Source organism: Paracoccus sp. (in: a-proteobacteria) (assembly GCF_039808215.1).
Lineage (GTDB): Bacteria > Pseudomonadota > Alphaproteobacteria > Rhodobacterales > Rhodobacteraceae > Paracoccus.
In genome coordinates this window covers 14,287-37,990 of record NZ_JBDHSP010000008.1, presented here as the reverse complement: position 1 = coordinate 37,990, position 23,704 = coordinate 14,287, and the positions used below count along the sequence as shown (strand labels likewise).

The window sequence follows — 23,704 nt, the reverse complement described above, 5'->3', positions numbered from 1 at the left end:
TCCTCCACAGATGGCGGTAGCTGCCATATAGAGCCTGAATCCCCAAAGGAAAAGCCTTGCGCGCGCCCCGATTGCCTGCTGATCTGCCGGCGCGTCACCTGCACGAGCGACATGCCAGACACCTTGCCCGCCCCCGCCCCCGATGCCACCGGCCAGCGACCGCAGCGTTTCGTCTTCGTGCTGCTCGAGCGGTTCACCCTGATCAGCTTTGCCGCCGCCATCGAGCCCTTGCGCCTTGCCAACCGCCTGTCCGGGCGCAGGCTTTACGACTGGCGGCTGTGCGCCGAACAGGGCACCAGCGCCACCTGCTCGAACGGCACAAGGCTTGCCCTCGACGGACCGCTGCCCGAGACCGGACATGGCGACACCATACTGGTCTGCGGCGGCATCGACGTGGCGCGGGCGGCGACGCGGCCGCTGCTGGCCTGGCTCAGGCGCGAGGCGCGGCGCGGCAGCCGCATCGGCGCGCTGTGCACCGGCGCCTGGGTGCTGGCCGAGGCCGGGTTGCTGGATGGCCGCCGCGCCGCCATCCACTGGGAGAATCACGACGGCTTCAGCGAGCGCTTTCCCCAGGTCACGCTGGTGCGCAGCGTCTTCACCGAGGATGGCAACCGGCTGACCGCCGCCGGCGGCACCGCCGCCATCGACATGATGCTGCACCAGATCGCCCGCAGCCATGGCGCGGACCTGGCCGGCCGCGTCGCCGAACAGCTGATCCACGGCGCCATCCGCTCGGGCGAGGATCGCCAGCGCAATTCCGTCCCCGAACGCCTGGGCAGCCGCCATCCGCGCCTGGCGCAGGTGGTGGCGCGCATGGAGGCCAGCATCGAGGACCCGGTCAGCCCGGCAGAGCTGGCGGCCGAGGCCGGCATGTCGCCGCGCCAGCTTGAGCGGCTGTTCGCGCGCTATCTCGGTTGCTCACCCAAGCGCTATTATATGGAGATCCGGCTGGAACGCGCCCGCAACCTGCTGGCGCAGACCCGCATGGGGGTCATGGAGATCGCCCTGGCCTGCGGATTCGCCAGCAGCGCGCATTTCTCGAAATGCTACCGCGCCGCCTATGGCAGCACCCCCTATCGCGACCGCGGCCTTCCGGCAATCACGCAATAATCTGCCACGCCGGGGCCATTTCACCGGCGCTTTGCCAATTAGGTTCGACATTCTGACGTTTCAGCGCACTTTTCATTTCATCCGGGGGCTTATAGCTTGCGCAGCAGGACTTAGTTCCACTCAGGGAGAGTAGAAATGAAAAAACTGCTTCTGGCCAGCGTTGCCGGATTCGTCTTCGTGGGCGCCGCCGGTGCCGAGGAAATCAACATGGGCATCTCGCTGGGCCTGACCGGCCCGCTGGAGTCCATCTCGCCCGCGATGCAGAAAAGCGCCGAAATGGCGATGAAGGAAGTCTCGGACAGCGGCAAGCTGCTGAATGGCACGACCATCAAGGCGATCGTGGCCGACAACACCTGCGCCGACGCCGCCGCCTCGGTGGCCGCGGTCGAACGGCTGGTGACCAGCGACAAGGTCAAGGGCATCATGGGCGGCATGTGCTCGGGCGAAACCATCGCCTCGCTGGAGAAGGTCGGCGTGCCGAATGGCGTGGTGATGATCTCGCCCTCGGCGACCTCGCCGGCGCTGACCACCATCGAGGACAAGGGCTTCTTCTTCCGCACATCGCCCTCGGACGCGCGCCAGGGCGACGTGATGGCCGACATCGTGCTGGACCACGGCATCAAGAGCGTCGCGGTCACCTATACCAACAACGACTACGGCAAGGGCCTGGCCGACAGCTTTGCCGACGCCTTCAAGAAGAAGGGCGGCACGGTCACCGTGGTTTCCGCCCATGACGACGGCAAGGCCGACTATTCGGCCGAGGTCGCGGCGCTGGCCGCCGCCGGCGGCGATGCGCTGGTCGTGGCCGGCTATTCCGACCAGGGCGGCTCGGGGGTGATCCAGGGCGCGCTGGACACCGGCGCCTTCTCGACCTTCGTGCTGCCCGACGGCATGGTGAACCAGGGCCTGGTGGACAAGTTCGGCACGCAGCTGGAGACCTCGTTCGGCCAGAACCCCTCGGCCGAGGGCGACGGGCATGACAAGTTCGCGGAACTGGCCAAGGCCGCCGGCTTTGACGGCACCTCGGCCTTTGCCGGCGAATCCTATGACGCCACGGCGCTGATGCTGCTGGCCATGGAGGCGGCGAAATCCTCGGATCCCAAGGTCTACAAGGACAAGATCATGGAGATCGCCAACGCGCCGGGCGAAAAGATCTATCCGGGCGAACTGGCCAAGGGGCTTGAGCTGCTCGCCGCCGGCACCGACATCGACTATGTCGGCGCCACCTCGGTCGAACTGATCGAGCCGGGCGAAAGCTCGGGCGTCTATCGCGAAGTCGACTTCAAGGGCGGCACGCTGAACGTCGTCGGCTTCCGCTGAGACGGCGCCGATCCGGGAAGGGTCCGGTTCATCCGGGCCCTTTCCATAAATACAACAATTCCTTAGCGGAAAAGCTTCATGCAACGCATGGGGTGGGGGAGCGCTATGATCCAGGTCCATGACCTGCACCGCCATTTTGGAGGGTTTCGCGCCGTGAACGGCGCCAACCTGACGATCGAGACCGGATCCATCACCGGACTCATTGGTCCGAACGGTGCAGGAAAATCAACTCTTTTCAACGTGATCGCCGGGGTTTTGAAACCGACATCCGGCCGGGTCACCATGGCGGGCGAGGATATTACCGGCCTGCCCCCGCACGAATTGTTCCACAAAGGCCTGCTGCGCACCTTCCAGCTTGCCCATGAATTCGCCTCGATGACCGTGCGCGAGAACCTGATGATGGTCCCCGCCAATCAAAGCGGCGAGACCCTGGTCAATACCTGGTTCCGCCGCGGCCGCATCCGCGAGGAAGAGCGCGCCCTGCGCAAGAAGGCCGACGAGGTCCTGGAATTCCTGACCATCTCGCATATCGCCGACGAGAAGGCCGGCAATATCTCGGGCGGGCAGAAGAAGCTGTTGGAACTGGGCCGCACCATGATGGTCGATGCGCGCATCGTCTTTCTCGATGAGGTCGGCGCCGGGGTGAACCGCACGCTTCTGGGCACGATCGGCGACGCCATCGTGCGGCTGAACAAGGAACGCGGCTATACCTTCTGCGTCATCGAGCATGACATGGATTTCATCGGCCGGCTTTGCGATCCGGTGATCGTCATGGCCGCCGGCGACGTGCTGGCCCAGGGCTCGGCCGACAGCATCATGAAGAACGAGGCGGTGATCGAAGCCTATCTGGGCACCGGGCTGAAGAACAAGGTCGCGGCAGAAGTGGCCGAGGAAAGCAGCCTGGGCGAAAGCCATGGCGCCCAGCCCGGCCTTGGCGCCGAGGCGGGCCATGGCGGCGACGGCCAGCCGGCGGAGAACCTGTGATGAGCTATCTTTCCGCTACCGACATGCGCGGCGGCTATGGCAAGGCCGACATCCTGAACGGCTGCACGCTGACCGTGGACAAGGGCCAGATCGCGGTGATCGTCGGCCCGAACGGCGCCGGCAAGTCCACGGCGATGAAGGCGGTCTTTGGCATGCTGAACCTGCGCGAGGGCCGCGTCACCCTGGCCGGCGAGGACATCACCCACCTGACCCCGCAAGAGCGCGTGCACAAGGGCATGGGCTTTGTCCCGCAGACCCACAACATCTTCCCGACCATGACGGTCGAGGAAAATCTTGAAATGGGTGCCTTCATCCGCACCGACGATTACCGCGACACCATGGCGCAGGTCTATGAACTGTTCCCGGCCGTGGCCGACAAGCGCAAGCAGAACGCGGGCGAGCTGTCCGGCGGCCAGCGCCAGCAGGTCGCCGTCGGCCGCGCGCTGATGACGCGCCCGAGCCTTTTGATGCTGGACGAGCCGACCGCGGGCGTCAGCCCCATCGTCATGGACGAGCTTTTCGACCGCATCATCGAGGTCGCGCGCACCGGCATCTCGATCCTCATGGTCGAGCAGAACGCCCGTCAAGCGCTCGAGATCGCGGACATTGGCTATGTGCTGGTGCAGGGCGCGAACCGCTATACCGACACGGGCCAGGCGCTGCTTGCCGATCCCGAAGTCCGCCGTACCTTCCTTGGGGGCTGAAGATGGATATCCTGAACGCCCTCGTGGCCATTCTGAACTTCGTGGTGATCCCCGCCGCCTCATATGGGGCGCAGCTGGCGCTGGGCGCGCTGGGGGTGACACTGATCTATGGCATCTTGCGCTTTTCCAACTTTGCCCATGGCGACACCATGGCCTTCGGCACCGCGATGGTGATCATCGTCACCTGGGGGATGCAGGCCATCGGCATCGGCCTTGGCCCGCTGCCCACGGCGCTGCTGGCGCTGCCTTTCGGCATCGCGCTGACCGCGGCTTTCGTGCTGGGCACGGATCGCGTGGTCTATCGTTTCTACCGTACCAAGCGCTCGGCCCCGATCATCCTGGTCATGGCCTCGGTCGGGGTCATGTTCATCATGAACGGCCTCACCCGCCTGGTGATCGGCGTGGACGAGATCCGCTTTGACGACGGCGCGCGCTTTCTGATTTCCGTGCAGCAGTTCAAGGCCTGGACCGGGCTGACCGAAGGGCTGTCGCTGCGCGTCAGCCAGGCGCTGACGCTGGTCGTCACCGCGCTGTGCTGCTGGGCGCTGTTTCGCTTTCTGGGTCGCTCGCGCGCGGGCAAGGCGATGCGGGCCTATTCCGACAACGAGGATCTGGCGCTGCTTTCCGGCATCGACCCCGAACGCGTGGTGCGCCTGACCTGGATCATCGCCACCGGCCTTGCGGTCATCGCCGGCACGCTTTACGGGCTGGACAAAAGCTTCAAGGCATTCAACTATTTCCAGATCCTGCTGCCGATCTTTGCCGCGGCCATCGTCGGCGGTCTCGGCAGCCCGTTGGGTGCGGTCGCGGGCGGCTTCATCGTCGCCTTCTCCGAGGTGGCCGTCACCTATCCCTGGAAGAAGATCGCCGCCTATCTGGGTTTCCAGACCGACGGCATGCTGCAGCTTCTGTCTACCGAATACAAATTCGCGGTCAGCTTTGTCATCCTGATCGTCGTCCTGCTGTTCCGGCCCACCGGCCTGTTCCGTGGCAAGTCCGTCTGAAGGGGGGCCGTATCATGTCAAATACTCGTCAAGCCGATGCGACCAGCCCCTGGCGCGCACCGATCCTGTTTCTGATCCTGGCCGCGCTGTTCCTGATGGAGGGGACGCTGCGCAACGCCATGTTCTCGGGCAGCTGGAACACCGCGCTCGCCATCCTGAACATGGGCCTGCTCTCGGCGATCGTGGCCCTGGGCGTGAACATGCAATGGGGCTATGCGGGCCTGTTCAACGCCGGTGTCGTGGGCTTTGTCGCCCTGGGCGGGCTGGCGCCGGTCCTGGTCTCGACGCCTGCGGTCGCCGGGGCCTGGTCCGCGGGCGGGCCGCGCATCATCCTGGCGCTGGCCGTCGGGCTGGGCACGCTGGCACTGGCGGCGCAGGTCTGGCGCCGCAGCAATGGCGCGCTGCGCGTGCCGGCGCTGGTCGCCACGCTGGTGCTGGGTTTCGTGCTTTACCGCTATCTCTTCGATCCCGCGGTGATGGCGATCGAGGCCAACAACTCGGCCGCGGCCGGCAATATCGGCGGTCTCGGCCTGCCGGTGATCCTGTCCTGGCCGGTGGGGGCGCTGTTTGCCGCCGCCGCAGCCTGGGGCGTTGGCAAGGTGGCGCTGGGGCTGCGCTCGGACTATCTGGCCATCGCCACGCTGGGCATCGGCGAGATCATCGTCGCGGTCATGCGCAACGAGGACTGGCTGGCGCGCGGGGTCAAGAACATGTCGGGCATCCCGCGCCCCGTGCCCTATGAGCTGGACCTGCAGGGCGATCCGGCCTTTGTGGCGCGGGCGGCGGAATGGGGGCTGGATGCCGCCACCGCCTCGGGGATCTGGGTCAAGCTGCTTTATGCAGGCCTGTTTGCCGCGGTGCTGCTGATCCTGATCCTGGCCGCGGAACTGGCGCTGAAATCGCCCTGGGGCCGGATGATGCGCGCCATCCGCGACAATGAGACTGCGGCCCGGGCCATGGGCAAGGATGTCACCCACCGGCATCTGCAGATCTTCGTCATCGGCAGCGCGGTGATCGGCTTTGCCGGGGCGATGATGGTCACCCTGGACGGGCTTCTGGCGCCCAACAGCTTCAACCCGCTGCGCTATACCTTCCTGATCTGGGTCATGGTGATCGTGGGCGGCTCGGGCAACAACTGGGGCTCGGTGCTGGGCTCGATCCTGATCTGGTTCCTGTGGATCAAGGCCGAGGTCTGGGGGCCCGAGTTGATGCGGCTGATCACCCTGCCGCTGCCCGAGGGCGGGCTGCGCGAGCATCTGCTGGGCAGCGCCCCGCACATGCGCTTTATCGCGCTGGGGCTGGTGCTGCTGCTGGTGCTGCGTTTCGCGCCGCGCGGCCTGCTGCCCGAGAAATAGGAAGAAGGGGCCTGCGGGCCTCTTTTTTCAGGCGGCGCTCAGGGTGACCGGCGTCGTGTCGCCCCGCGCGAAGCGGCGCAGCACCTCGGGGTAAAGCCGGTGTTCCTGCACCAGCACCCGCGCGGCCAGGCTGTCTGCGGTGTCGCCGGGCAGCACCGGCACGCGCGCCTGGCCGAGGATCGGGCCGGCATCGAGTTCGGGCGTGACCAGATGCACTGTCGCCCCGGCCTCGGCATCGCCGGCGTCGATGGCGCGCTGATGCGTGTTCAGCCCGGGATATTTCGGCAGAAGCGAGGGGTGGATGTTCAGCATCCGGCCGGCGAAGGCGCGCACGAAGCCGGGCGTCAGGATGCGCATGAACCCGGCCAGGCACAGGATGTCGGGCTGGGCCGCCAGCAGCGGCTCAAGCAGCGCCGTCTCGAAGGCGGCGCGGTCGCCCTTGTAGGCGCGGTGATCGACCGCGAAGGTCGGCACGCCCAGAGCGGAGGCGCGCGCCAGACCTGCGGCCTGCGGGTCGTTCGAGCCGACGATCACCGGCCGCGCCGGATGGTCGCCGGTCATCGATTCGACCAGCCTGACCATGTTCGAGCCGCCCCCCGAGATCAGGATGGCGACGCGTTTCACCGCAGGCGGCCGCAGTAGTGCACGCCGGCGCCGGGGGTGACATGGCCCAGGCGGATGACGCGTTCGCCCTCGGCGGTGAGCAGCGCCTCGATCGCCTCGGCACGTTCGGCGGCCACGGCCAGGATCATGCCGATGCCCGAGTTGAAGGTCTTGAGCATCTCGGCATCGGCGATGCTGCCGGCCTCGGCCAGCCAGTCAAAGACCGGCGGCAGGGTAAAGCTGTCGAGATCGACCTCGGCGCCAAGCCCCGTGGGCAGGACGCGCGGCAGGTTCTCGGTGATGCCGCCGCCGGTGATATGGGCGGCCGCATGCACACCGCCCTGACGGATCGCGGCCAGCACCGGCTTGACATAAAGCCGCGTCGGCACCAGCAGCGCCTGGCCCAGCGTGCCGGGCCCGAAGGGCGAGGCCGCGTCCCAGCCAAGGCCCGCGTGTTCCGCGACCTTGCGCACCAGCGAAAACCCGTTGGAATGCACCCCGTCCGAGGCAAGCCCCAGCAGCACGTCGCCGTCGCCGACGCCCGCGGGCAGCGCGGTGCCGCGCTCCATCGCGCCGACGGCAAAGCCCGCGAGGTCGAAATCGCCCTTGCCATACATGCCCGGCATCTCGGCGGTCTCGCCGCCGATCAGCGCGCAGCCGGAACGGCGGCAGCCCTCGGCGATGCCGTTGATGACCCGCGCCGCCTCATCGACCGAAAGCCTGCCGGTGGCGAAATAGTCGAGAAAGAACAGCGGCTCGGCGCCCTGGCAGACCAGATCGTTCACGCACATGGCCACGAGGTCGATGCCCAGCCCGTCCAGTTCCCCGGTGTCGATGCCGATGCGCAGCTTGGTGCCGACGCCATCGGTGGCGGCGACCAGCACCGGGTCGCGATAGCCGGCGGCGCGCGGATCGAACAGCGCGCCAAAACCGCCCAGGCCCTCCATCACCCCCGGGCGCCGGGTCGCGGCTGCGGCGGGCTTGATCCGCTCGACCAGCGCATTGCCGGCATCGATATCCACTCCGGCCTCGGCGTAAGACAGGCCATTCTCGCGCTTGGTCATTTCAGGTGCCCCTTTCGCTTTCCCGCCCCGATAGCGCAGCGGCGCGCGACAGGCAATGATCCGCGGGCGCCGCGCCGGCCCTGGTCCAGGGCAGATCGGCGTCGACGCGGGGCGGCATGTCGCCGGCCGGGGCGGAGCCCTGCGCCGCCGCCACGACCTCGGCGCGGTTGCCCGGACCGGCGCCACCGGCAAGCCGGGCGGCCAGCCAGCGCGCGGCCATGGGCGTGGCGATGCTGGTGCCGCCGACGGCCTGCATGGCCCTGCCGCGCGACCCCGGCGCGATGACCCCGGCCCGGGCGGGGCCGCGGTCGGCCGGGGCCAGCAGATCGCCCGCCCGGCCATCGGCCAGCAACCCGCCGTAGGATGCGGCGCGCGCCGGCCGCAGCCCTGCCGGGCCGATGGCGGCGCCGATGCGGATCTGCGCCACCCCCCAGGCATAGGCGTTGCAGGTGCCGTTGCGCCGCAGCCGCGCATCGGGCGCCGATGCATCCGCGCCCGGCCAGCCGCCCCCCGGCAGGCGCGCGGCATAGGCGGGATCGACCAGGCGCGACTGCCGCCCGGCGCGGGGAAAGCCGGCGATGCGGTCGTCGCGCTGGACCAGAAATTCGCAGTCTCCGGGGCTGTCCGGCATCAGCCTGAGGTTCCAGGTGCCGGGTGCGGTCAGCACCGGGGCGGCGGTGTCGGCGGCGCTGGGCGGCAGGATCACCGTCAGCACCTGGCGGACGCCCCCTGCGCTGCCCCCTGCCCCGGCGCGCGCCTGCAGCGCCAGCCGCGCCAGTTCCCGGCCGTGCTCGTCGCGCAGGCGCGCGACCTGGACGCTGCCGGCCGCGGGCGGATGAAAGGCGGTGATGGCGCCGCGCCCGTCGGGCAGGGTCAGTTCAAGCCGGATCGCGGCCTCTCCGGGCGGCTGCGGCGCCGACCAGACCTGCAACTCGCTGCGCGTGCGGTCATCGGGCAGAAGCTGCCAGCCGATACCCTGCCCCGGCGACAGCAGCGCGTGCAGCCGCTGCTGCCGGGAATTGCCGCAAGACAGCAGGAAATGCACCGGCCCCAGCCCCTCGGGCGGGGTGGCGGCGATGGCGTCCTGCAGACGCTCGACGGCCGAGCTGCCGTCGCGCGGCCCGGCGGTGATGCCCAGCGAGAGATTGACCACCAGCGGCAGGCGCACCGGCCGACCGCTGCGCGCCGAAAGCTGGCGCGCCAGCAGCCGCGCGCGGCTGACAATGAACAGCACGCCCGCCTGCAAAAGCAGCGGCATGGCCGCGCCCGAGGTGTCGGCCAGCGCCCAGTCCGGCAGGCTGACGCCGATCAGCGGATGCGCGAGTCCCCGCGAGTCCCCGGGGGCATGGCCGGCCGCCATGCAGGCGATCGCAGCGCCATGGCTGCGGTCGCGCATCAGCCACCGCCCCTCGGGCCGGCCGGGGTCCAGCACCCCGAGTCGGCGATAAAGATCGTCGGCATCCAGCCCCGGACCAGCCCCGACCCCGGCCCCGACCCTGGCCCCGATCCCGCGCAGCCGGTCGATGTCGCTGCCGCGCAGCTCCTGGCCAAAGGGGATGTCGGGGCGCGGCGCGCTGACCGGCGCCCCTTGCAGCCAGATCGCGGCCACGCGCGAATGGCCGCCGGCCGCGGTCAGCAGGCTGTGGGCAAAGGGAATGGCATGGTCGATCACCCCGACGACGGCGGCGGCGCCGGCATCGGGCGGCAGCGCCTCGGGGGACAGCAGCTCGTCGCCGGCGCAGGGTTCGGGCGGCAGCATCCGGTCGGGCGGCGCGACGCTGCCCAGCCGCTCCAGCGCCGCGAGGGTCTCGGGGGGGGTGGGGGCCGCCGTGATCAGGGCGCGCAGGGCCGCGCAGCGGGCCTCATGCGTGCCGTCGGCAAGGCGGGCCCGGGCATCGCGCGCATCGCCGCAGACGCAGTCAAGCAGCAGCGAGCCCTCGGGCCCGAGGCGGGCGCCCTCCTCCTTCGGGGCCGGCTGCCAGGTCAGGCTGCGGCTCAGCTCCATCTCGCCTCCCATTCGCCCTGCGCCTCGGCCCAGGCCGCTGCCAGCAGATCCGAAACCGGCGCCGCCACCGCCGCGCCGATGTCAAGGCAGGGATCGCCGGCGAAAACGGCGCAAAGCCGCGACAGGTGGAAATCGCGGCTGCCGCCTGCCGCGCCCAGCCCCCAGCGCCCGCCGTCGAAATCCAGCATCGGGCAGTCCTGGCCCGCGGCACCGGCCCGCGCCGCGATCCAGCGCGCCAGGGTGATGCCCAGCATGGCGCCGGCGGCGCTGTCCACCGGGAAATGCACCCCCGCCACGGTGCGGTTCGCCGCCACCCGCGCCGCCATGCGCAGAAGCTGGCTTTCGGGGCGGATGGCGGCGGGGGCCGAGCGGTCCGCGCGCGTCAGGATGGTCAGCAGCATGGCCACGGCAAAGGCCTGGGTGGCGTGGCCGCTGGGATAGCTGCCATGCAAGGGTGTGGCGATCATCGGCTGGATCTGGTCGCTCAGCATCTCGGCGCGCGGCGCGGCAAACGCGATCTTCAGCCGCTGCACCACGAAGGTCGACAGATCCATCGCCAGCGCCAGCAGCCGGTGCAGCGACCGCGCCCGCCCCGGCTTGACCGGCAGGATCGAGACGAAAAAAGTCAGGATGTCGCGGGTCTGCACCTCGATCTCGGCCAGGCGTTCGGCGCGCAGCTCGGCATAGCCCATCATCAGCCCCAGTTCCGCGGCGAAATCCGCGTCCGAGGGCAGGCCCACCGACAAGAGCAGCCGCGGCCCGTCGGGCAGGCGCGCCAGCACATCGACGCGCGCCACCGGATCGGGACCCGGCTCGGGTGTCACGCCCAGCGATTCCAGCATCTCGTAAAGCAGGATCGCATGCGCGAATTCCGGCTCGATGCGGGCAAGCCGGGCTGAGGGGGCCAGAATGTGCCGCGCGGGCGGCGCAGCAACCGGATCCGCGGCATCGGCAATACCCTCGCGGGCGATGATCAGCGCCTGCGCCAGCAGCGCCCCGTCGCCGTCCGGCCCGCCCGATGCGGCATGGGCGTTATGCGCATTATGCGCGTTCGTCAAAGCCACCTGTCTCGCCTCCTTCTGCTGGCAATTGCGTCCCTCCGGACGGAGGAGTAGATGTTAGCATGTGACAGCAACAAACGATCCGGCAAATCACCGTGCCTGCCACGCTCAGCCTGATGGGAACCGTGCTGCTGCGCGGGGTCGGCGGTGCCGACCTGACCCCCCGCAGCCAGAAGGCGCGCGGCGCCCTGGCGCTGATCGGCACGGCGCCGGACCTGCGCCTGAACCGCGCCCGGTTGCAGGACCTGCTGTGGAGCGAGCGCAGCAAGCAGCAGGGCTCGGACAGCCTGCGGCAGATGTTGCGGGAATTGCGCGCCAGCCTCGGGCCGGAAAAGGACATCCTGCTGACCGGCGTGGGCTGGGTCGGGCTGGATCGCGAACGGCTGCGCATCGACCTGACCCCGGTCTATGACGCCGGCGGCGCGCCGATGGAATTCGCCGCCGACATCGACATTCCCGACCCCGAGTTCGAGAGCTGGCTGCGCGACATGCGCCTGCGCCTGACCCCGGAAACCTATGGCCCCAGCCTGATGCAACCCGCGCCGGCCCAGGGCCGCGGCGCGGCGCCGGGCGCGGCCATGGCCGGCTATGTCGTGGCGCTGGCCCCGCTCGAGAGCAATGACACCCGCGCCCATGTCATCGGCGAGATGGTGATCAACGAGGCCGCCGCCCGCGCCTGCGAGATGATCCCGGCCACGCTGGCCGACGACCTTGCGACGCCCGGGGCACGCGCCGGCACCCAGGTCGGGGCGATCTGCTATGCCGCCGGGGACGACTGTTCGCTGATGGTGGTGATGCGCGACCTTGCCACCCAGACCCGCAGCTGGACGCGCCGCTTCACCATCCGCGGCGCCGACGAGACCGCGACCATGCGCCATGCCATCGCCCAGATCACCGTGGCGCTGCTGGACCGGGCGCGGCGCACCGCCTCGCCGGACTGGCTGGCCTTTCCGATCTGGGACGTGTTCAGCTATTCGCGCGAGCGGCTCGAGGCGGCGGACAGGGTGCTGGCGGGGTTGCCGGCCGAGCGCCAGAATGCCGTCAGCCTGGCGCTGCGGTCCTATCTGCGCAACACGCTGATCATCGAGCGGCTGACCGACGATCCGGTCAAATGTTCGGACGAGGCCGACGCCTTCGCCCGCCGCGCTCGGCAGATGGCGCCGAACAATCCCGCGGTGCTGGCGGTGGCCTCGCTTTCGGCCTCGTGGCGGCGCGATGCGGTTGGCGCGCTGGAACTGGCCCAGGCCGCCTGCCGCTCGGATGCGGATAACGAACTGGCCTGCCACGCGCTGTCGCAGGCGCTGACCGATGTCGGCCGCGACGCCGAGGCGCTGGAGGCGACCGAGCGCGGGGCGCGGGGCGCGCTGGCCGTGCTTGGCCCGGCCTGCTGGCTGATGCGCCGCGCCGTGGTGCAGGTGCGGCTGGGACGTTTCGGCGATGCCGAGAACTCGGCCGCCGCGGCCTTTGCCTTTTCGCCCGACAACCGCCCCTCGCTGCGCTTTCTGGCGGCGCTGCGCTATCACCGCGGCGACGAGAGCGGCGCCGCCGACGCCCTCGGCCACCTGCGCCGGATCGAGCCGGATTTCACCCTGGAGCTGATGGCGGCGCCCGATTACCCGGTCTCGACCCTGCGCATGGCCGGGCTGATGGGGATCACCGGCTCGGGGCTTTGATCGCCTCATGGCGTGACCAGCACCTCAAGCGTGATCGGCGCCCCGCCCGCGCCCGGCTCCAGCACCAGCCGCGCCCGGCCCGGCGCCACGGCGCTGAATGCCAGCACATGCGCCGGCCCCGGCTGCGTTCCCGGCGGGTCGGGCAGTGACAGCACCGGCGCGCCCTCGACGCGCACCAGGCCCCGGCGGTGGCCGGCCCGGCGCTGCAGATGCAGCTCAAGCCGGTCACCGCAGCGCAGGGACACCGGGGCGATCAGCTGGTCCTCGTTCAGGATGCGGGTCCGGGGCTGGCGCACCCGCCCGGCCGGGTAGCGCATCGGCGGCGCGCCGATGGCCAGCGCCCGCTGCATGGCATCCAGCCAGGCGCCGCGCATCTGTGCATCGGTCAGATCGGCGCGGTCCAGCCGCGCCCCGGTCAGATCGGCCTTTTCCAGCTGCGCCGAACGCAGCGAGGCCCCGGCAAGATCCGCCAGCCCCAGGCAGGCCCCGGTCAGGTTGGCGCCGTCGAAATGCGCCGCCCCCGCGCGCGCCGACCACAGGCTGGCGCCGGCAAGCTGCGCCTCGCTGAGATCGGTCTCGGTCAGGTCGGCATAGGACAGGTCGGCCCCGACCATGGTCAGTCCCGACAGATCCAGCCCTGCCAGATCGGCGCCGGCCAGATGCAGGCGGCCCGTGGTCGCGATGCGCCGCAAGATCTCGGCGCGGGTGAATTCGGCCATCGCTGCATCTCCTCCTGACCGTGGCCCCTCGTCGTTCTGGACCCGGGGGCGGCTGCCTCCGCCCCCGGGTTTACCGGATCAGTCCCCCAGGTCGGACTGGATCCAGTAACGCTTGCGAAATCCGCGCTCGCATTCGATCTCGATGCCCTGGCGGGCGACGAGCCGTGCGGTATTGCTGCGGATTCCATATCCGATTTCCGTGGTGCCCGGCAGGACGCCAAGGCCAAGAGGCGCCGCGCCGCGCGCCGCCAGATCGCGCATCAGCCGCGCCGAATGCCGCGCCAGCAGCAGCGAGACCGGCGGCGGCGCGGCGCAGGGCACCGTCACCGCCCCGGGTCCCAGCACCGGGTCCGCCGGCTGGCCGCCGCAATAGGCGCGCGCCGGCAGCAACCGCGCCACCCGGCGCAGGCTGGATTCGATGCGCAGCACCGCGCCCTCGGGGTCCATGGTCAGCCGCACGGCGCCGGCATCCGCGTCAAGCACCGCGATGCCGTCGATGACCTGGCGAAACTGCACGATCACCGCATCCAGCCTTTCGTCCGGCGGCTCGTGCATCTGCCGGCGGCGCGCGGTCGCCGACATCGCCAGCGACACGCGGTCGAACACCAGATCCATGTCCCGCGCGATGAAGCCGTGGCGCCTGAGCGCGCCGCGCGCCCGGCTGACCAGGGCGCGCCGCTGCAACGGCAGCCGCCCGCGGGCGCCGGGCCGGTCCGGGGCGAATTCAAGCAGGATGCCGCCATCCGCCCGGCGCAGGAAATGCACCGGCCCGCGCTGCAGCGACAGCGCGCCATGCGCGTCCCGGACCAGCTGCCCGGGATCGAGGCCCAGCCGCGCCAGCACCTCGCGGGCCAGGGCGTCGTCCTCGGCCACCGGCACCAGCCGCGCCGAGGCAAAGCTGGCGGGCGGCTCGACCAGCAACGGCTCGCGCCGGAACAGCGCCGCCGGCGCGTGCCAGCGCCAGGCCCACCATTCGCCCGAGGCGCGGACCTGACGGAAGCGGCGTTCCGAGAACAGGGTCGCAAGCGCCGCATCGCGGCTTTCGCCGCAGGCGCAGACGACCGGGCTCTGATCATGGGCCACATCCCAGGCGCCGTCGAGCCAGGCCTGCGACAGCGTCTTGCCCATCTGCCAGTGCCGCCAGAAATTCGCGCCATGGCGCCCCGAATCCCAGCACACGGAATCAAAGCCGAAGAGCATCCGCAGCCCGTGATTGACCGCCGCCCAGCTGCGCGGTGGGCTGAAGCCCGCGCCAAGGCGCAAGGACTGGCTGGCCGACCAGAACAGATAGCGCAGCGCGCCACTGCCCAGCCGCATGCGCTCGGCGCCAAGGCAGGCGTCATTGCCGGCCCAGAGCGCCCCCATCGGCAACTGGAACACGCCGTCGCCACCCATGCGGCCATGGCCGGCATGATAGAAGACGCGCACCGAATCCATGTCCCGGTCCGCGTCATGCGCGACCTGGCCGCGGTCATAGATCCAGGACTTGACCGCGCCATCGCGGCGCCAGAAGGCCGGGGTGGCATGGCCGTCCACGGCATCGAGGAACCCGCCGGCATCGCGATGCGCCGCATGCAGCGCCCCGGCGGCGCGATAGGTCTCGACGCTGCAGGCGCCATAGAGCCGGGCCATGGCCTCGTCCTCGGCGCCATGCTCGGCCGGGTCGGGCATCCGCAACTCCTGCTGCGGCAGCGGCGAGGGGGCCTGGTGCAGACGGCGGGCGAGATCTTCCATCGGCTGGCTCCTCGGCGGGTTCGGCTGCGGGGAAAGGACGGGCCCCCTTGGACGATGTCGCCCGCAGGCTAGGCGGCGCCCGTGAATTGAACGTGAATCGGGCCGGGCGGCGCCAGGGCGCGGCCGGCTTGCGCGTTAACCAACTGAATCCCCGACGTTCTTGCCTGATCACCCCGGCGGGGGCTGATTCGCGTCATCGGTGTCGCGCCGCGCCGCCATGCCGAAGGACAGCTCGCGCGCCGCCGAAATCACCGCCTCGGACATGGCGGCAAGCCGCGCGTCCGACATGCGCAGCGTCGGTCCCGAGACCGAGATCCCCGCCGCCGCCTCGCCCGCCAGATCGAAGATCGGCGCAGCGATGCAGCGCATGCCGGGGGTGCGCTCCTCATTGTCCAGCGAATAGCCGCGGGCGCGGATCTGTGCCAGATCCTCGATCAGCGCCTGCGGCGCGGTCAGGGTCTTGTCGGTGAAGCGCTGCAACTGCATCCCGGCCAGCATCTGGCGCAGATCCTCGGGCCGCGCATGCGCCAGCAGCGCCTTGCCGATCCCCGAGGCATGCAGCGCCGAGCGCGTGCCCGGTGGAAAAAAGGCGCGGATGGTCTCATGCGTTTCGGCCTGGGACAGAAACAGCACCGCATCGCCGTTCAGGATGCCAAGGTTCGCCGTCTCTCCGGTGACCTCCATCAGCCGGCGCAGCAGCGGCCGTGCGCGCTCGACCAGGCCCGAGCGGCGCATGAAGGCCGAGCCGTGGCGAAAAGCCGTCGGCCCGACATGCCAGGCCTGGGTCACCGGATCGCTTTCGGCTACGCCGCGCGCCGCCAGCGTCACCAGCACCCGATGCACCGTCGAGGGCGCCAGATCCAGCGCATGGGCGATTTCCGTCAGGGTCAGCCCGCCCGCGCCGGCGATCAGGTCCAGAAGGTCCAGCGCCCGGTCCAGCGCCTTGATCCCGCCCGAATCCTCGGCCCCCGCGCCGTCGGCACGTCCGCGCGGACGACCCCTCTTGCGGATCTCCTGCGACATTCAACGGTTCCTTTCGATTGAATTCTGATTTTATTGAAGATCGATTTCCCGGGATGGAAAAGATCAACCATCTGATTCAACGTAACTTTACCGTATTTTTCCGCTATTGCGAAATGTTTTTCAGAAAAATTGCGCCGTTGAACCCGAAAGCGTAATGTCATCTCAAGCGGAGAAGGAACCCTATCATGACCAGTCAGAACCCGATCTTCATTCCCGGCCCGACCAACATCCCCGAGGAGATGCGCAAGGCCGTCGACATGGCCACCATCGACCACCGTTCGCCGGTGTTCGGCCGGATGCTGCACCCGGCGCTGGAAGGCGTCAAGAAGGTGCTGAAGTCCACGCAGGCGCAGATCTTCCTGTTCCCCTCGACCGGCACCGGCGGCTGGGAAACGGCGATCACCAATACGCTGTCGCCCGGCGACAAGGTGCTGGCGGCCAGGAACGGCATGTTCAGCCACCGCTGGATCGACATGTGCCAGCGCCACAGCCTGGATGTCACCTTCGTCGAGACCCCCTGGGGAGAAGGCGTCCCCGCCGACCGTTTCGAAGAGATCCTGACCGCCGACAAGGGTCACGAGATCCGCGTCGTGCTGGCCACGCATAACGAGACCGCGACCGGGGTGAAATCCGACATCGCCGCCGTGCGCCGCGCGCTGGACAATGCCAAGCACCCGGCGCTGCTTTATGTCGACGGCGTTTCCTCGATCGGCTCGATGGACTTCCGCATGGACGAATGGGGCGTCGACATCGCCGTGACCGGCAGCCAGAAGGGCTTCATGCTGCCGCCGGGCCTGGCCATCGTCGGCTTCTCGCCCAAGGCCATGGCCGCGGTGGAAAGCGCCCGTCTGCCGCGCACCTTCTTCGACATCCGCGACATGGCCACCGGCTATGCCCGCAACGGCTATCCCTATACGCCGCCGGTCGGCCTGATCAACGGGTTGAACGCCGCCTGCGCCCGCATCGAGGCCGAGGGGCTGGAGAACGTCTTTGCCCGTCACCACCGCATCGCCAGCGGCGTGCGCGCCGCGGTCAATGCCTGGGGGCTGAAACTGTGCGCCGTCCGCCCGGACCTGTATTCCGACACCGTCAGCGCCATCCGCGTGCCGGAAGGTTTCGACGCCAACCTGATCGTCAGCCACGCGCTGGAGACCTATGACATGGCCTTTGGCACCGGCCTGGGCGAGGTTGCGGGCAAGGTGTTCCGCATCGGCCACCTCGGCAGCCTGACCGACGCCATGGCGCTGGCCGGTCTTGCCACCGTGGAAATGGTCATGGTCGATCTGGGTCTGCCGATCAAGCTGGGCTCGGGCGTCGCCGCCGCGCAGGAACATTACCGCCAGACCACCAGGACCGCGCTGAAGAAGGCCGCCTGAGATGACGGACATCATGTATATCCCCACTCTGGGCGACATGCTGGCCGCGCGCGAGCGCATCACGCCGCATGTCCACCGCACGCCGGTGCTGACCTCGCGCATGATCAACGAGCTGACCGGGGCGGAACTGTTCTTCAAATGCGAGAACCTGCAGAAAGCCGGGGCCTTCAAGGCCCGCGGCGCCTCGAATGCGGTGTTCTCGCTGACCGATGAACAGGCGGCGCGCGGCGTCGCCACGCATTCCAGCGGCAACCACGGCACCTGCCTGAGCTATGCCGCCGGCCGGCGCGGCATCCCCTGCACCGTGGTCATGCCCAGGACCGCGCCGCAGGCCAAGAAGGATGCGGTCAAGGGCTATGGCGGTCGCGTGGTCGAATGCGAACCCTCGACCAGCTCGCGCGAGGCGGTGTTTGCCGAGGTCGTGGCCGAGACCGGCGCCGAATTCGTGCACCCCTACAACGACCCGCGGGTGATCGCGGGTCAGGCCACCTGCTCGGCCGAGCTGATCGAGCAGGTTGAAGGACTGGATGCCGTGGTGGCCCCGATCGGCGGCGGCGGCATGGTGTCGGGCACCTGCCTGACGCTGTCGAATCTGGCGCCTGGCATCAAGATCTATGCCGCGGAACCGCTGAACGCCGACGACGCCGCCCGCAGCTTCCGCGCCGGCCACATCATCGCCGACGACGCGCCGAACACCGTGGCCGACGGGCTGAAGGTGCCGCTCAAGGACCTGACCTGGCATTTCGTGCGCAATCACGTCACCGACATCCTCACCGCCACCGAGGAAGAGATCGTCGAGGCGATGAAGCTGATCTGGAAGCGCATGAAGATCGTGATGGAACCCTCCAGCGCCGTGCCGCTGGCCACCATCATCAAGAACCGCGACGTTTTTGCCGGCAAGCGCGTCGGCGTCATCATCACCGGCGGCAATGTCGATCTCGACAAGCTGCCCTGGAACTGAGGAGAGCTGCGATGAACGCGAAGACTGACTTTTCGGGCTATGAGGTCGGCTATGACATCCCCGCCCTGCCCGGGATGGACGAGGCCGACATCCAGACCCCTTGTCTGGTCCTCGATCTTGACGCGCTCGAGCGCAACATCAAGAAGATGGGCGACTATGCCAAGGCCCATGGCATGCGCCACCGCAGCCACGGCAAGATGCACAAGTCCGTCGATGTCCAGAAGCTGCAGGAACGTCTGGGCGGCTCGGTCGGCGTCTGCTGCCAGAAAGTGTCCGAGGCCGAGGTCTTTGCCCGCGGCGGCATCCGCGACGTGCTGGTGACGAACGAGGTGCGTGACCCGGCCAAGATCGACCGCCTGGCCCGCCTGCCCCGCACCGGCGCCACCGTCACCGTCTGCGTCGATGACGTGGCCAATATCGCCGACCTGTCGGCGGCGGCGCAGAAATACGGCACCGAACTGGGCGTCTTCGTGGAAATCGACTGCGGCGCCGGGCGCTGCGGCGTGACCACCGCCCCGGCCGTGGTCGAGATCGCCAAGGCCGCGGCCGCGGCGCCGAACCTGACCTTCAAGGGCATCCAGGCCTATCAGGGCGCCATGCAGCACATGGACAGTTTCGAGGACCGCAAGGCCAAGCTGGACGCCGCCATCGCCCAGGTGACCGAGGCGGTCGATGCGCTGAAGGCCGAGGGGCTGGCGCCGGAATTCGTCTCGGGCGGCGGCACGGGGTCGTATTATTTCGAATCGAACTCGGGCGTCTACAACGAGCTGCAATGCGGCTCCTATGCCTTCATGGATGCCGATTACGGCCGCATCCACGACAAGGACGGCAAGCGCATCGACCAGGGCGAGTGGGAAAACGCGCTGTTCATCCTGACCTCGGTGATGAGCCACGCGAAGCCGCATCTGGCGGTGGTCGATGCGGGCCTCAAGGCGCAGTCGGTCGACAGCGGCCTGCCCTTTGTCTATGGCCGCACCGATGTGAAATACATCAAGTGCAGCGACGAGCACGGGGTGATCGAGGACAAGGACGGCGTGCTGAAGGTCAACGAGAAGCTGAAGCTGGTTCCCGGCCATTGCGACCCGACCTGCAATGTCCACGACTGGTATGTGGGTGTCAGGAACGGCAAGGTCGAATCGGTCTGGCCGGTCTCGGCGCGCGGAAGGGGCTACTGATGCTGGTCGTCGCCGAGAGTGAAATCGCCGGTCTGATGACACCCGAGGCGGCCTTCGAGGCCATCGAGGCGGTCTTCGCCTCGATGGCCCGTCGCAAGGCGTGGAACTTTCCCGTCGTGCGCGAGGCCCTCGGCCATGAGGACGCACTTTACGGCTTCAAGGGCGGGTTCGACGCCGCGGGGCTGACGCTGGGGCTGAAGGCGGGCGGCTACTGGCCGAACAACCAGAAGCACGATCTGATCAACCACCAGTCCACCATCTTCCTGTTCGATCCCGACACCGGGCGGGTCTCGGCGGCGGTGGGCGGCAACCTGCTGACCGCGCTGCGCACCGCCGCCGCGTCGGCGGTGTCGATCAAGTATCTGGCGCCGAAAGGGGCCAGGGTGCTGGGCATGATCGGCGCCGGCCACCAGTCCGCCTTCCAGATGCGCGCCGCGGCGAATGTGCACAGGTTCGAAAAGGTCATCGGCTGGAACCCGCATCCCGAGATGCTGGCCCGCCTGGCCGAGACCGCGGCCGATCTTGGCCTGCCCTTCGAGGCGGTCGATCTGGACCGGCTGGGCACCGAGGCCGATGTGATCATCTCGATCACCTCGTCCTTTGCGCCGCTGCTCATGGATGGTCATGTCAAGGGGCCGACGCATATCGCCGCCATGGGCACCGACACCAAAGGCAAGCAGGAGCTCGACCCGGCGCTGGTGGCGCGCGCGCGCGTCTTCACCGACGAGATCGCGCAGGCGGTCAGCATCGGCGAATGCCAGCACGCCATCGCGGCGGGGCTGATCGCGGAGGAGGCGATCGGCGAGCTGGGCGCGGTGGTCGCGGGCGACAATCCGGGCCGCGCGGATGCCGAGGTCACGATCTTTGACGGCACCGGCGTCGGCCTGCAGGATCTTGCGGTCGCGGCAGCCGTGGTCGAGCTGGCGAAGCAGAAAGGCGTGGCGCAGGAAGTCAGTATCTGACCGGCGCCGCCAACGTCCTGACATGGGAGGATAAGGACGCATGCAAGCAGTCGATACCAGCCCGGGCTTTGATCCGGTCGAGGAGCGGATTCCCGCTCCTCGGCTCGTGGCACTGGGTCTTCAACACGTTCTGGTCATGTATGCCGGCGCCATCGCGGTGCCGCTGATCGTCGGCCGCGCCCTTCAGCTTGAGCCGAAGGACGTGGCCTTCCTGATTTCCGCCGATCTGTTCGTCTGCGGCATCGTCACCATCATCCAGTCCTTCGGCGTCACGCAATGGTTCGGCATCCGCCTGCCGGTGATGATGGGCGTGACCTTTGCCGCCGTCGGGCCGATGGTCGCCATCGCCTCGGGCAATCCGGGCCAGGAGGGCGCGCGCATGCTGTTCGGCGCCGTCATGGCCGCCGGCCTGATCTCGATCCTGTTCGCGCCGGTGGTCGGCAAGATGCTGCGCTTTTTTCCCAGCGTCGTCACCGGCACGGTGATCCTGGTGATCGGCGTCAGCCTGATGCCGGTGGGCATCAACTGGATCTTCGGCCTGCCGGTCGGCCCGACCGCGCCGCAGCTGGTCGATCCCGCGCACAAGGCCTGGCTCGAAGCCGCCGTGGCCGCCGGCGGAGTCCCCGAGGGCCTGACGCTGGCCCCCACGGTGAAGAACCCCGAATACGCCTCGCTGGACCGCATCCTGATCGGCATCGTCGTGCTGGCCACGGTGCTGCTGATCGCGCGCTATGCCAAGGGTTTCGTGGCGAATATCGCGGTGCTGCTGGGCATCGTCATCGGCGGCGTCCTGGCCGCGGCGCTGGGCATGATGCATTTCGGCAGCATCGCCAAGGCCGCCTGGTTCGAGCCGATCTCGCCGCTGCATTTCGGCACGCCGATCTTCGATCCGGTGATGGTGCTGACCATGCTGCTGGTGATGTTCGTGACCATGATCGAATCGACCGGCATGTTCCTGGCGCTGGGCGACATCTGCGGTCGCAAGGTGACGCCGAAGACCCTGACCGCCGGCCTGCGCGTGGACGGGCTGGGCACCGCCATCGGCGGGCTGTTCAACACCTTCCCCTATACCTCGTTCAGCCAGAACGTCGGCCTGGTCGGTGTCACCGGCGTGCGCTCGCGCTTTGTCTGCGTCATGGGCGGGGCGATCATGGTGGTGCTGGGGCTGATCCCCAAGATGGGGGCGCTGGTCGAATCGCTGCCCACCACGGTGCTGGGCGGCGCGGGCCTCGTGATGTTCGGCATGGTGGCCGCAACCGGCATCCGCATCCTGGCCAGCGTCGATTTCAAGGGCAACAAGCACAACCTGTTCATCGTCGCGGTGTCGCTGGGCCTTGGCATGGTGCCGATGATCGCGCCCGACTTCAACCAGTGGCTGCCCCATTCGGTGCATACGCTGATCCATTCGGGCATCCTTCTGGCCGCGATCGCCGCGGTGCTGCTGAACTGGTTCTTCAACGGCGCCCCGCACCAGAGCGAGGAAGAGATCCGCGTCGCCGCCGAAGCGGCCGAGGCGCATTGATGGCCAGCCGCCTGCTTGTCAGGGGCGCCGACGTGGTCGTGACCATGGACGGCGCCCGGCGCGAGATCGCGGGCGGGGATGTCCTGATCGACGGCGGGGTGATCTCTGCCGTCGGTTCGGGCCTTTCCGGCGAGGGCGCGGAAATCGTTCCGGCGCGGGGCTGCGTCGTCACCCCGGGCCTGGTGAACACCCACCACCACCTGTTCCAGACCCTGACCCGCGCCGTACCTGCCGCACAGGATGCGGCGCTGTTTGGCTGGCTCAGGACGCTCTATCCGATCTGGGGCCGCATGGGGCCAGGCGACATCCGGCTCTCGACGCAGATCGGCCTTGCCGAACTGGCGCTGTCGGGCTGCACCTGCTCGTCCGATCACCTCTACCTGTTCCCGAACGGCGCGCGGCTTGACGACAGCATCGAGGCGGCAAGCGAAATCGGCATCCGCTTTCACGCCACCCGCGGCGCCATGTCGATCGGCGAAAGCAAGGGCGGCCTGCCGCCGGACGCGCTGACCGAATCCGAATCCGCCATCCTGCGCGACAGCGAACGCGTCGTCGCGGCCTTTCACGACCCGAACCCCGGCGCCATGGTGCAGGTGGGGCTTGCGCCCTGCTCGCCCTTCTCGGTCAGCCGCGAACTGATGCGCGACGCCGCCATCCTCGCGCGCGACAAGGGCGTGCGCCTGCACACCCACCTGGCCGAGAATGACGAGGACATCGCCTATTCGCTGGAAAATTTCGGCATGCTGCCCGGAGACTATGCCGAAAGCCTCGGCTGGACCGGCGAGGATGTCTGGCACGCGCATTGCGTCAAGCTGTCCGAGAAGGAAATCGACCTCTTCGCCCGCAGCGGCACCGGTGTCGCGCATTGCCCCTGCTCGAACGCGCGCCTCGCCTCGGGCATCGCCCCGGTGCGCCGGATGCGCGATGCCGGCGTGCCGGTCGGTCTTGGCGTCGACGGCTCGGCCTCGAACGACTGCAGCCATCTTGGCCTTGAGGCGCGACAGGCCATGCTGGTCGCCCGCCTCAGGGACGGGCCCGCCGCCATGGGGGCGCGCGAGGCGCTCGAGATCGCGACGCTGGGCGGCGCGCGCGTGCTGGGGCGCAGCGATATCGGCGCGCTGGAACCCGGCAAGCGCGCCGATCTGGTGCTGTGGGATGTCTCGGACCTGCCGGCGGCGGGACAATGGGACCCGGTGGCGGCGCTGGTCTTCTGCGCGCCCCTGCGCCCCCGCGCCGTCTATGTCGAGGGCCGCGCCATCGTGCAGGACCATCGCCTGCTGACCGCCAACCCGAATCGCCTGAACGAACAGGCGCGCGCAGCCCTTGCGCGCCTGGCTGATTGACCAAAG

At 68.9% G+C, this 23,704-nt stretch carries 20 protein-coding genes; 13 read left to right on the top strand and 7 right to left on the bottom strand.

The annotated features are described in order from the left end of the window. Window positions 1-111: 111 nt before the first annotated feature. The 6 genes from WMK75_RS04860 to WMK75_RS04835 all read left to right on the top strand — a co-directional run bounded on the left by WMK75_RS04860 (window position 112) and on the right by WMK75_RS04835 (window position 6,477). Entirely contained in the window at window positions 112-1,110 is a 999-nt protein-coding gene (locus WMK75_RS04860) for a GlxA family transcriptional regulator (protein WP_347266531.1), read from the top strand. A 135-nt stretch (window positions 1,111-1,245) separates the two neighbouring features. Beyond that, window positions 1,246-2,430, top strand: a complete 1,185-nt coding sequence (locus tag WMK75_RS04855; RefSeq protein ID WP_347266530.1) for an ABC transporter substrate-binding protein — start codon at window positions 1,246-1,248, stop codon at window positions 2,428-2,430. A 105-nt stretch (window positions 2,431-2,535) separates the two neighbouring features. Next, window positions 2,536-3,414, top strand: coding sequence for an ABC transporter ATP-binding protein (locus WMK75_RS04850; RefSeq protein ID WP_347266529.1), 879 nt, complete (start codon window positions 2,536-2,538; stop codon window positions 3,412-3,414). Next, on the top strand, window positions 3,414-4,118 hold the full coding sequence (locus WMK75_RS04845) for an ABC transporter ATP-binding protein (protein WP_347266528.1): 705 nt from the start codon (window positions 3,414-3,416) through the stop codon (window positions 4,116-4,118). The genes WMK75_RS04850 and WMK75_RS04845 overlap by 1 nt, the downstream gene beginning before the upstream one ends. Window positions 4,119-4,120: 2 nt before the next feature. Then, window positions 4,121-5,122, top strand: coding sequence for a branched-chain amino acid ABC transporter permease (locus tag WMK75_RS04840; RefSeq protein ID WP_347266527.1), 1,002 nt, complete (start codon window positions 4,121-4,123; stop codon window positions 5,120-5,122). A 14-nt stretch (window positions 5,123-5,136) separates the two neighbouring features. Further along, window positions 5,137-6,477: a branched-chain amino acid ABC transporter permease gene (locus WMK75_RS04835; protein WP_347266526.1), complete on the top strand. Its 1,341-nt coding sequence runs from the start codon at window positions 5,137-5,139 to the stop codon at window positions 6,475-6,477. Window positions 6,478-6,504: 27 nt separating this feature from the next. Here WMK75_RS04835 and purN read toward each other — a convergent pair whose 3' ends face one another. The 4 genes from purN to WMK75_RS04815 are packed head-to-tail and all read right to left on the bottom strand — an operon-like array spanning window position 6,505 to window position 11,213. After that, window positions 6,505-7,101 carry a phosphoribosylglycinamide formyltransferase gene (gene purN, locus WMK75_RS04830; protein WP_347266525.1) on the bottom strand — a complete coding sequence of 199 codons (597 nt, stop codon included), beginning with the start codon at window positions 7,099-7,101 and terminating at the stop codon, window positions 6,505-6,507. Continuing rightward, window positions 7,098-8,144, bottom strand: a complete 1,047-nt coding sequence (purM, locus tag WMK75_RS04825; RefSeq protein ID WP_347266524.1) for a phosphoribosylformylglycinamidine cyclo-ligase — start codon at window positions 8,142-8,144, stop codon at window positions 7,098-7,100. The genes purN and purM overlap by 4 nt, the downstream gene beginning before the upstream one ends. Before the next feature lies 1 nt (window position 8,145). Then, entirely contained in the window at window positions 8,146-10,149 is a 2,004-nt protein-coding gene (locus WMK75_RS04820; RefSeq protein ID WP_347266523.1) for a hypothetical protein, read from the bottom strand. Continuing rightward, window positions 10,140-11,213 (bottom strand): phosphatase PAP2 family protein, encoded by a 1,074-nt coding sequence (locus WMK75_RS04815; RefSeq protein ID WP_347266522.1) that lies wholly within the window; start codon window positions 11,211-11,213, stop codon window positions 10,140-10,142. Before WMK75_RS04815 ends, WMK75_RS04820 begins: the two co-directional genes overlap by 10 nt. A 92-nt stretch (window positions 11,214-11,305) precedes the next feature. Between WMK75_RS04815 and WMK75_RS04810 the strand changes: the two genes are divergently transcribed. Then, window positions 11,306-12,883 (top strand): SARP family transcriptional regulator, encoded by a 1,578-nt coding sequence (locus WMK75_RS04810; protein ID WP_347266521.1) that lies wholly within the window; start codon window positions 11,306-11,308, stop codon window positions 12,881-12,883. Between the two features lie 5 nt (window positions 12,884-12,888). Here WMK75_RS04810 and WMK75_RS04805 read toward each other — a convergent pair whose 3' ends face one another. The 3 genes from WMK75_RS04805 to bhcR all read right to left on the bottom strand — a co-directional run bounded on the left by WMK75_RS04805 (window position 12,889) and on the right by bhcR (window position 16,359). After that, window positions 12,889-13,602 carry a pentapeptide repeat-containing protein gene (locus WMK75_RS04805; RefSeq protein WP_347266520.1) on the bottom strand — a complete coding sequence of 238 codons (714 nt, stop codon included), beginning with the start codon at window positions 13,600-13,602 and terminating at the stop codon, window positions 12,889-12,891. 78 nt (window positions 13,603-13,680) lie between these two features. Next, the gene (locus tag WMK75_RS04800; RefSeq protein WP_347266519.1) at window positions 13,681-15,336 is read right to left on the bottom strand and encodes a DUF6345 domain-containing protein; all 1,656 of its coding nucleotides are present in this window, start codon (window positions 15,334-15,336) and stop codon (window positions 13,681-13,683) included. 168 nt (window positions 15,337-15,504) lie between these two features. Further along, window positions 15,505-16,359, bottom strand: coding sequence for an HTH-type transcriptional regulator BhcR (bhcR, locus tag WMK75_RS04795; RefSeq protein ID WP_347266518.1), 855 nt, complete (start codon window positions 16,357-16,359; stop codon window positions 15,505-15,507). 185 nt (window positions 16,360-16,544) lie between these two features. Between bhcR and bhcA the strand changes: the two genes are divergently transcribed. From bhcA to WMK75_RS04765, 6 genes are read left to right on the top strand one after another with little or no spacing between them, the layout of a single operon-like run. Continuing rightward, entirely contained in the window at window positions 16,545-17,735 is a 1,191-nt protein-coding gene (gene bhcA / locus WMK75_RS04790) for an L-aspartate--glyoxylate aminotransferase BhcA (RefSeq protein WP_347266517.1), read from the top strand. Between the two features lies 1 nt (window position 17,736). Continuing rightward, a complete protein-coding gene (gene bhcB, locus WMK75_RS04785; RefSeq protein WP_347266516.1) occupies window positions 17,737-18,696 on the top strand; it encodes a beta-hydroxyaspartate dehydratase BhcB in 960 nt (319 codons plus the stop codon). Window positions 18,697-18,707: 11 nt separating this feature from the next. Next, window positions 18,708-19,871 (top strand): 3-hydroxy-D-aspartate aldolase BhcC, encoded by a 1,164-nt coding sequence (gene bhcC / locus WMK75_RS04780; protein ID WP_347266515.1) that lies wholly within the window; start codon window positions 18,708-18,710, stop codon window positions 19,869-19,871. Then, window positions 19,871-20,833, top strand: a complete 963-nt coding sequence (gene bhcD / locus WMK75_RS04775; protein WP_347266514.1) for an iminosuccinate reductase BhcD — start codon at window positions 19,871-19,873, stop codon at window positions 20,831-20,833. The genes bhcC and bhcD overlap by 1 nt, the downstream gene beginning before the upstream one ends. Before the next feature lie 40 nt (window positions 20,834-20,873). Continuing rightward, window positions 20,874-22,355, top strand: coding sequence for a nucleobase:cation symporter-2 family protein (locus WMK75_RS04770; protein WP_347266513.1), 1,482 nt, complete (start codon window positions 20,874-20,876; stop codon window positions 22,353-22,355). Then, a complete protein-coding gene (locus WMK75_RS04765; RefSeq protein ID WP_347266512.1) occupies window positions 22,355-23,698 on the top strand; it encodes an 8-oxoguanine deaminase in 1,344 nt (447 codons plus the stop codon). Before WMK75_RS04770 ends, WMK75_RS04765 begins: the two co-directional genes overlap by 1 nt. Window positions 23,699-23,704: the final 6 nt, after the last annotated feature.

Coding starts and splice junctions, on each gene's coding strand:
- WMK75_RS04860 (WP_347266531.1), top strand. CDS start 112: ATGCCAGACACCTTGCCCGCCCCCGCCCCCGATGCCACCGGCCAGCGA.
- WMK75_RS04855 (WP_347266530.1), top strand. CDS start 1,246: ATGAAAAAACTGCTTCTGGCCAGCGTTGCCGGATTCGTCTTCGTGGGC.
- WMK75_RS04850 (WP_347266529.1), top strand. CDS start 2,536: ATGATCCAGGTCCATGACCTGCACCGCCATTTTGGAGGGTTTCGCGCC.
- WMK75_RS04845 (WP_347266528.1), top strand. CDS start 3,414: ATGAGCTATCTTTCCGCTACCGACATGCGCGGCGGCTATGGCAAGGCC.
- WMK75_RS04840 (WP_347266527.1), top strand. CDS start 4,121: ATGGATATCCTGAACGCCCTCGTGGCCATTCTGAACTTCGTGGTGATC.
- WMK75_RS04835 (WP_347266526.1), top strand. CDS start 5,137: ATGTCAAATACTCGTCAAGCCGATGCGACCAGCCCCTGGCGCGCACCG.
- purM (WP_347266524.1), bottom strand. CDS start 8,144: ATGACCAAGCGCGAGAATGGCCTGTCTTACGCCGAGGCCGGAGTGGAT.
- WMK75_RS04820 (WP_347266523.1), bottom strand. CDS start 10,149: ATGGAGCTGAGCCGCAGCCTGACCTGGCAGCCGGCCCCGAAGGAGGAG.
- WMK75_RS04805 (WP_347266520.1), bottom strand. CDS start 13,602: ATGGCCGAATTCACCCGCGCCGAGATCTTGCGGCGCATCGCGACCACG.
- WMK75_RS04800 (WP_347266519.1), bottom strand. CDS start 15,336: ATGGAAGATCTCGCCCGCCGTCTGCACCAGGCCCCCTCGCCGCTGCCG.
- bhcR (WP_347266518.1), bottom strand. CDS start 16,359: ATGTCGCAGGAGATCCGCAAGAGGGGTCGTCCGCGCGGACGTGCCGAC.
- bhcA (WP_347266517.1), top strand. CDS start 16,545: ATGACCAGTCAGAACCCGATCTTCATTCCCGGCCCGACCAACATCCCC.
- bhcB (WP_347266516.1), top strand. CDS start 17,737: ATGACGGACATCATGTATATCCCCACTCTGGGCGACATGCTGGCCGCG.
- bhcC (WP_347266515.1), top strand. CDS start 18,708: ATGAACGCGAAGACTGACTTTTCGGGCTATGAGGTCGGCTATGACATC.
- bhcD (WP_347266514.1), top strand. CDS start 19,871: ATGCTGGTCGTCGCCGAGAGTGAAATCGCCGGTCTGATGACACCCGAG.
- WMK75_RS04770 (WP_347266513.1), top strand. CDS start 20,874: ATGCAAGCAGTCGATACCAGCCCGGGCTTTGATCCGGTCGAGGAGCGG.
- WMK75_RS04765 (WP_347266512.1), top strand. CDS start 22,355: ATGGCCAGCCGCCTGCTTGTCAGGGGCGCCGACGTGGTCGTGACCATG.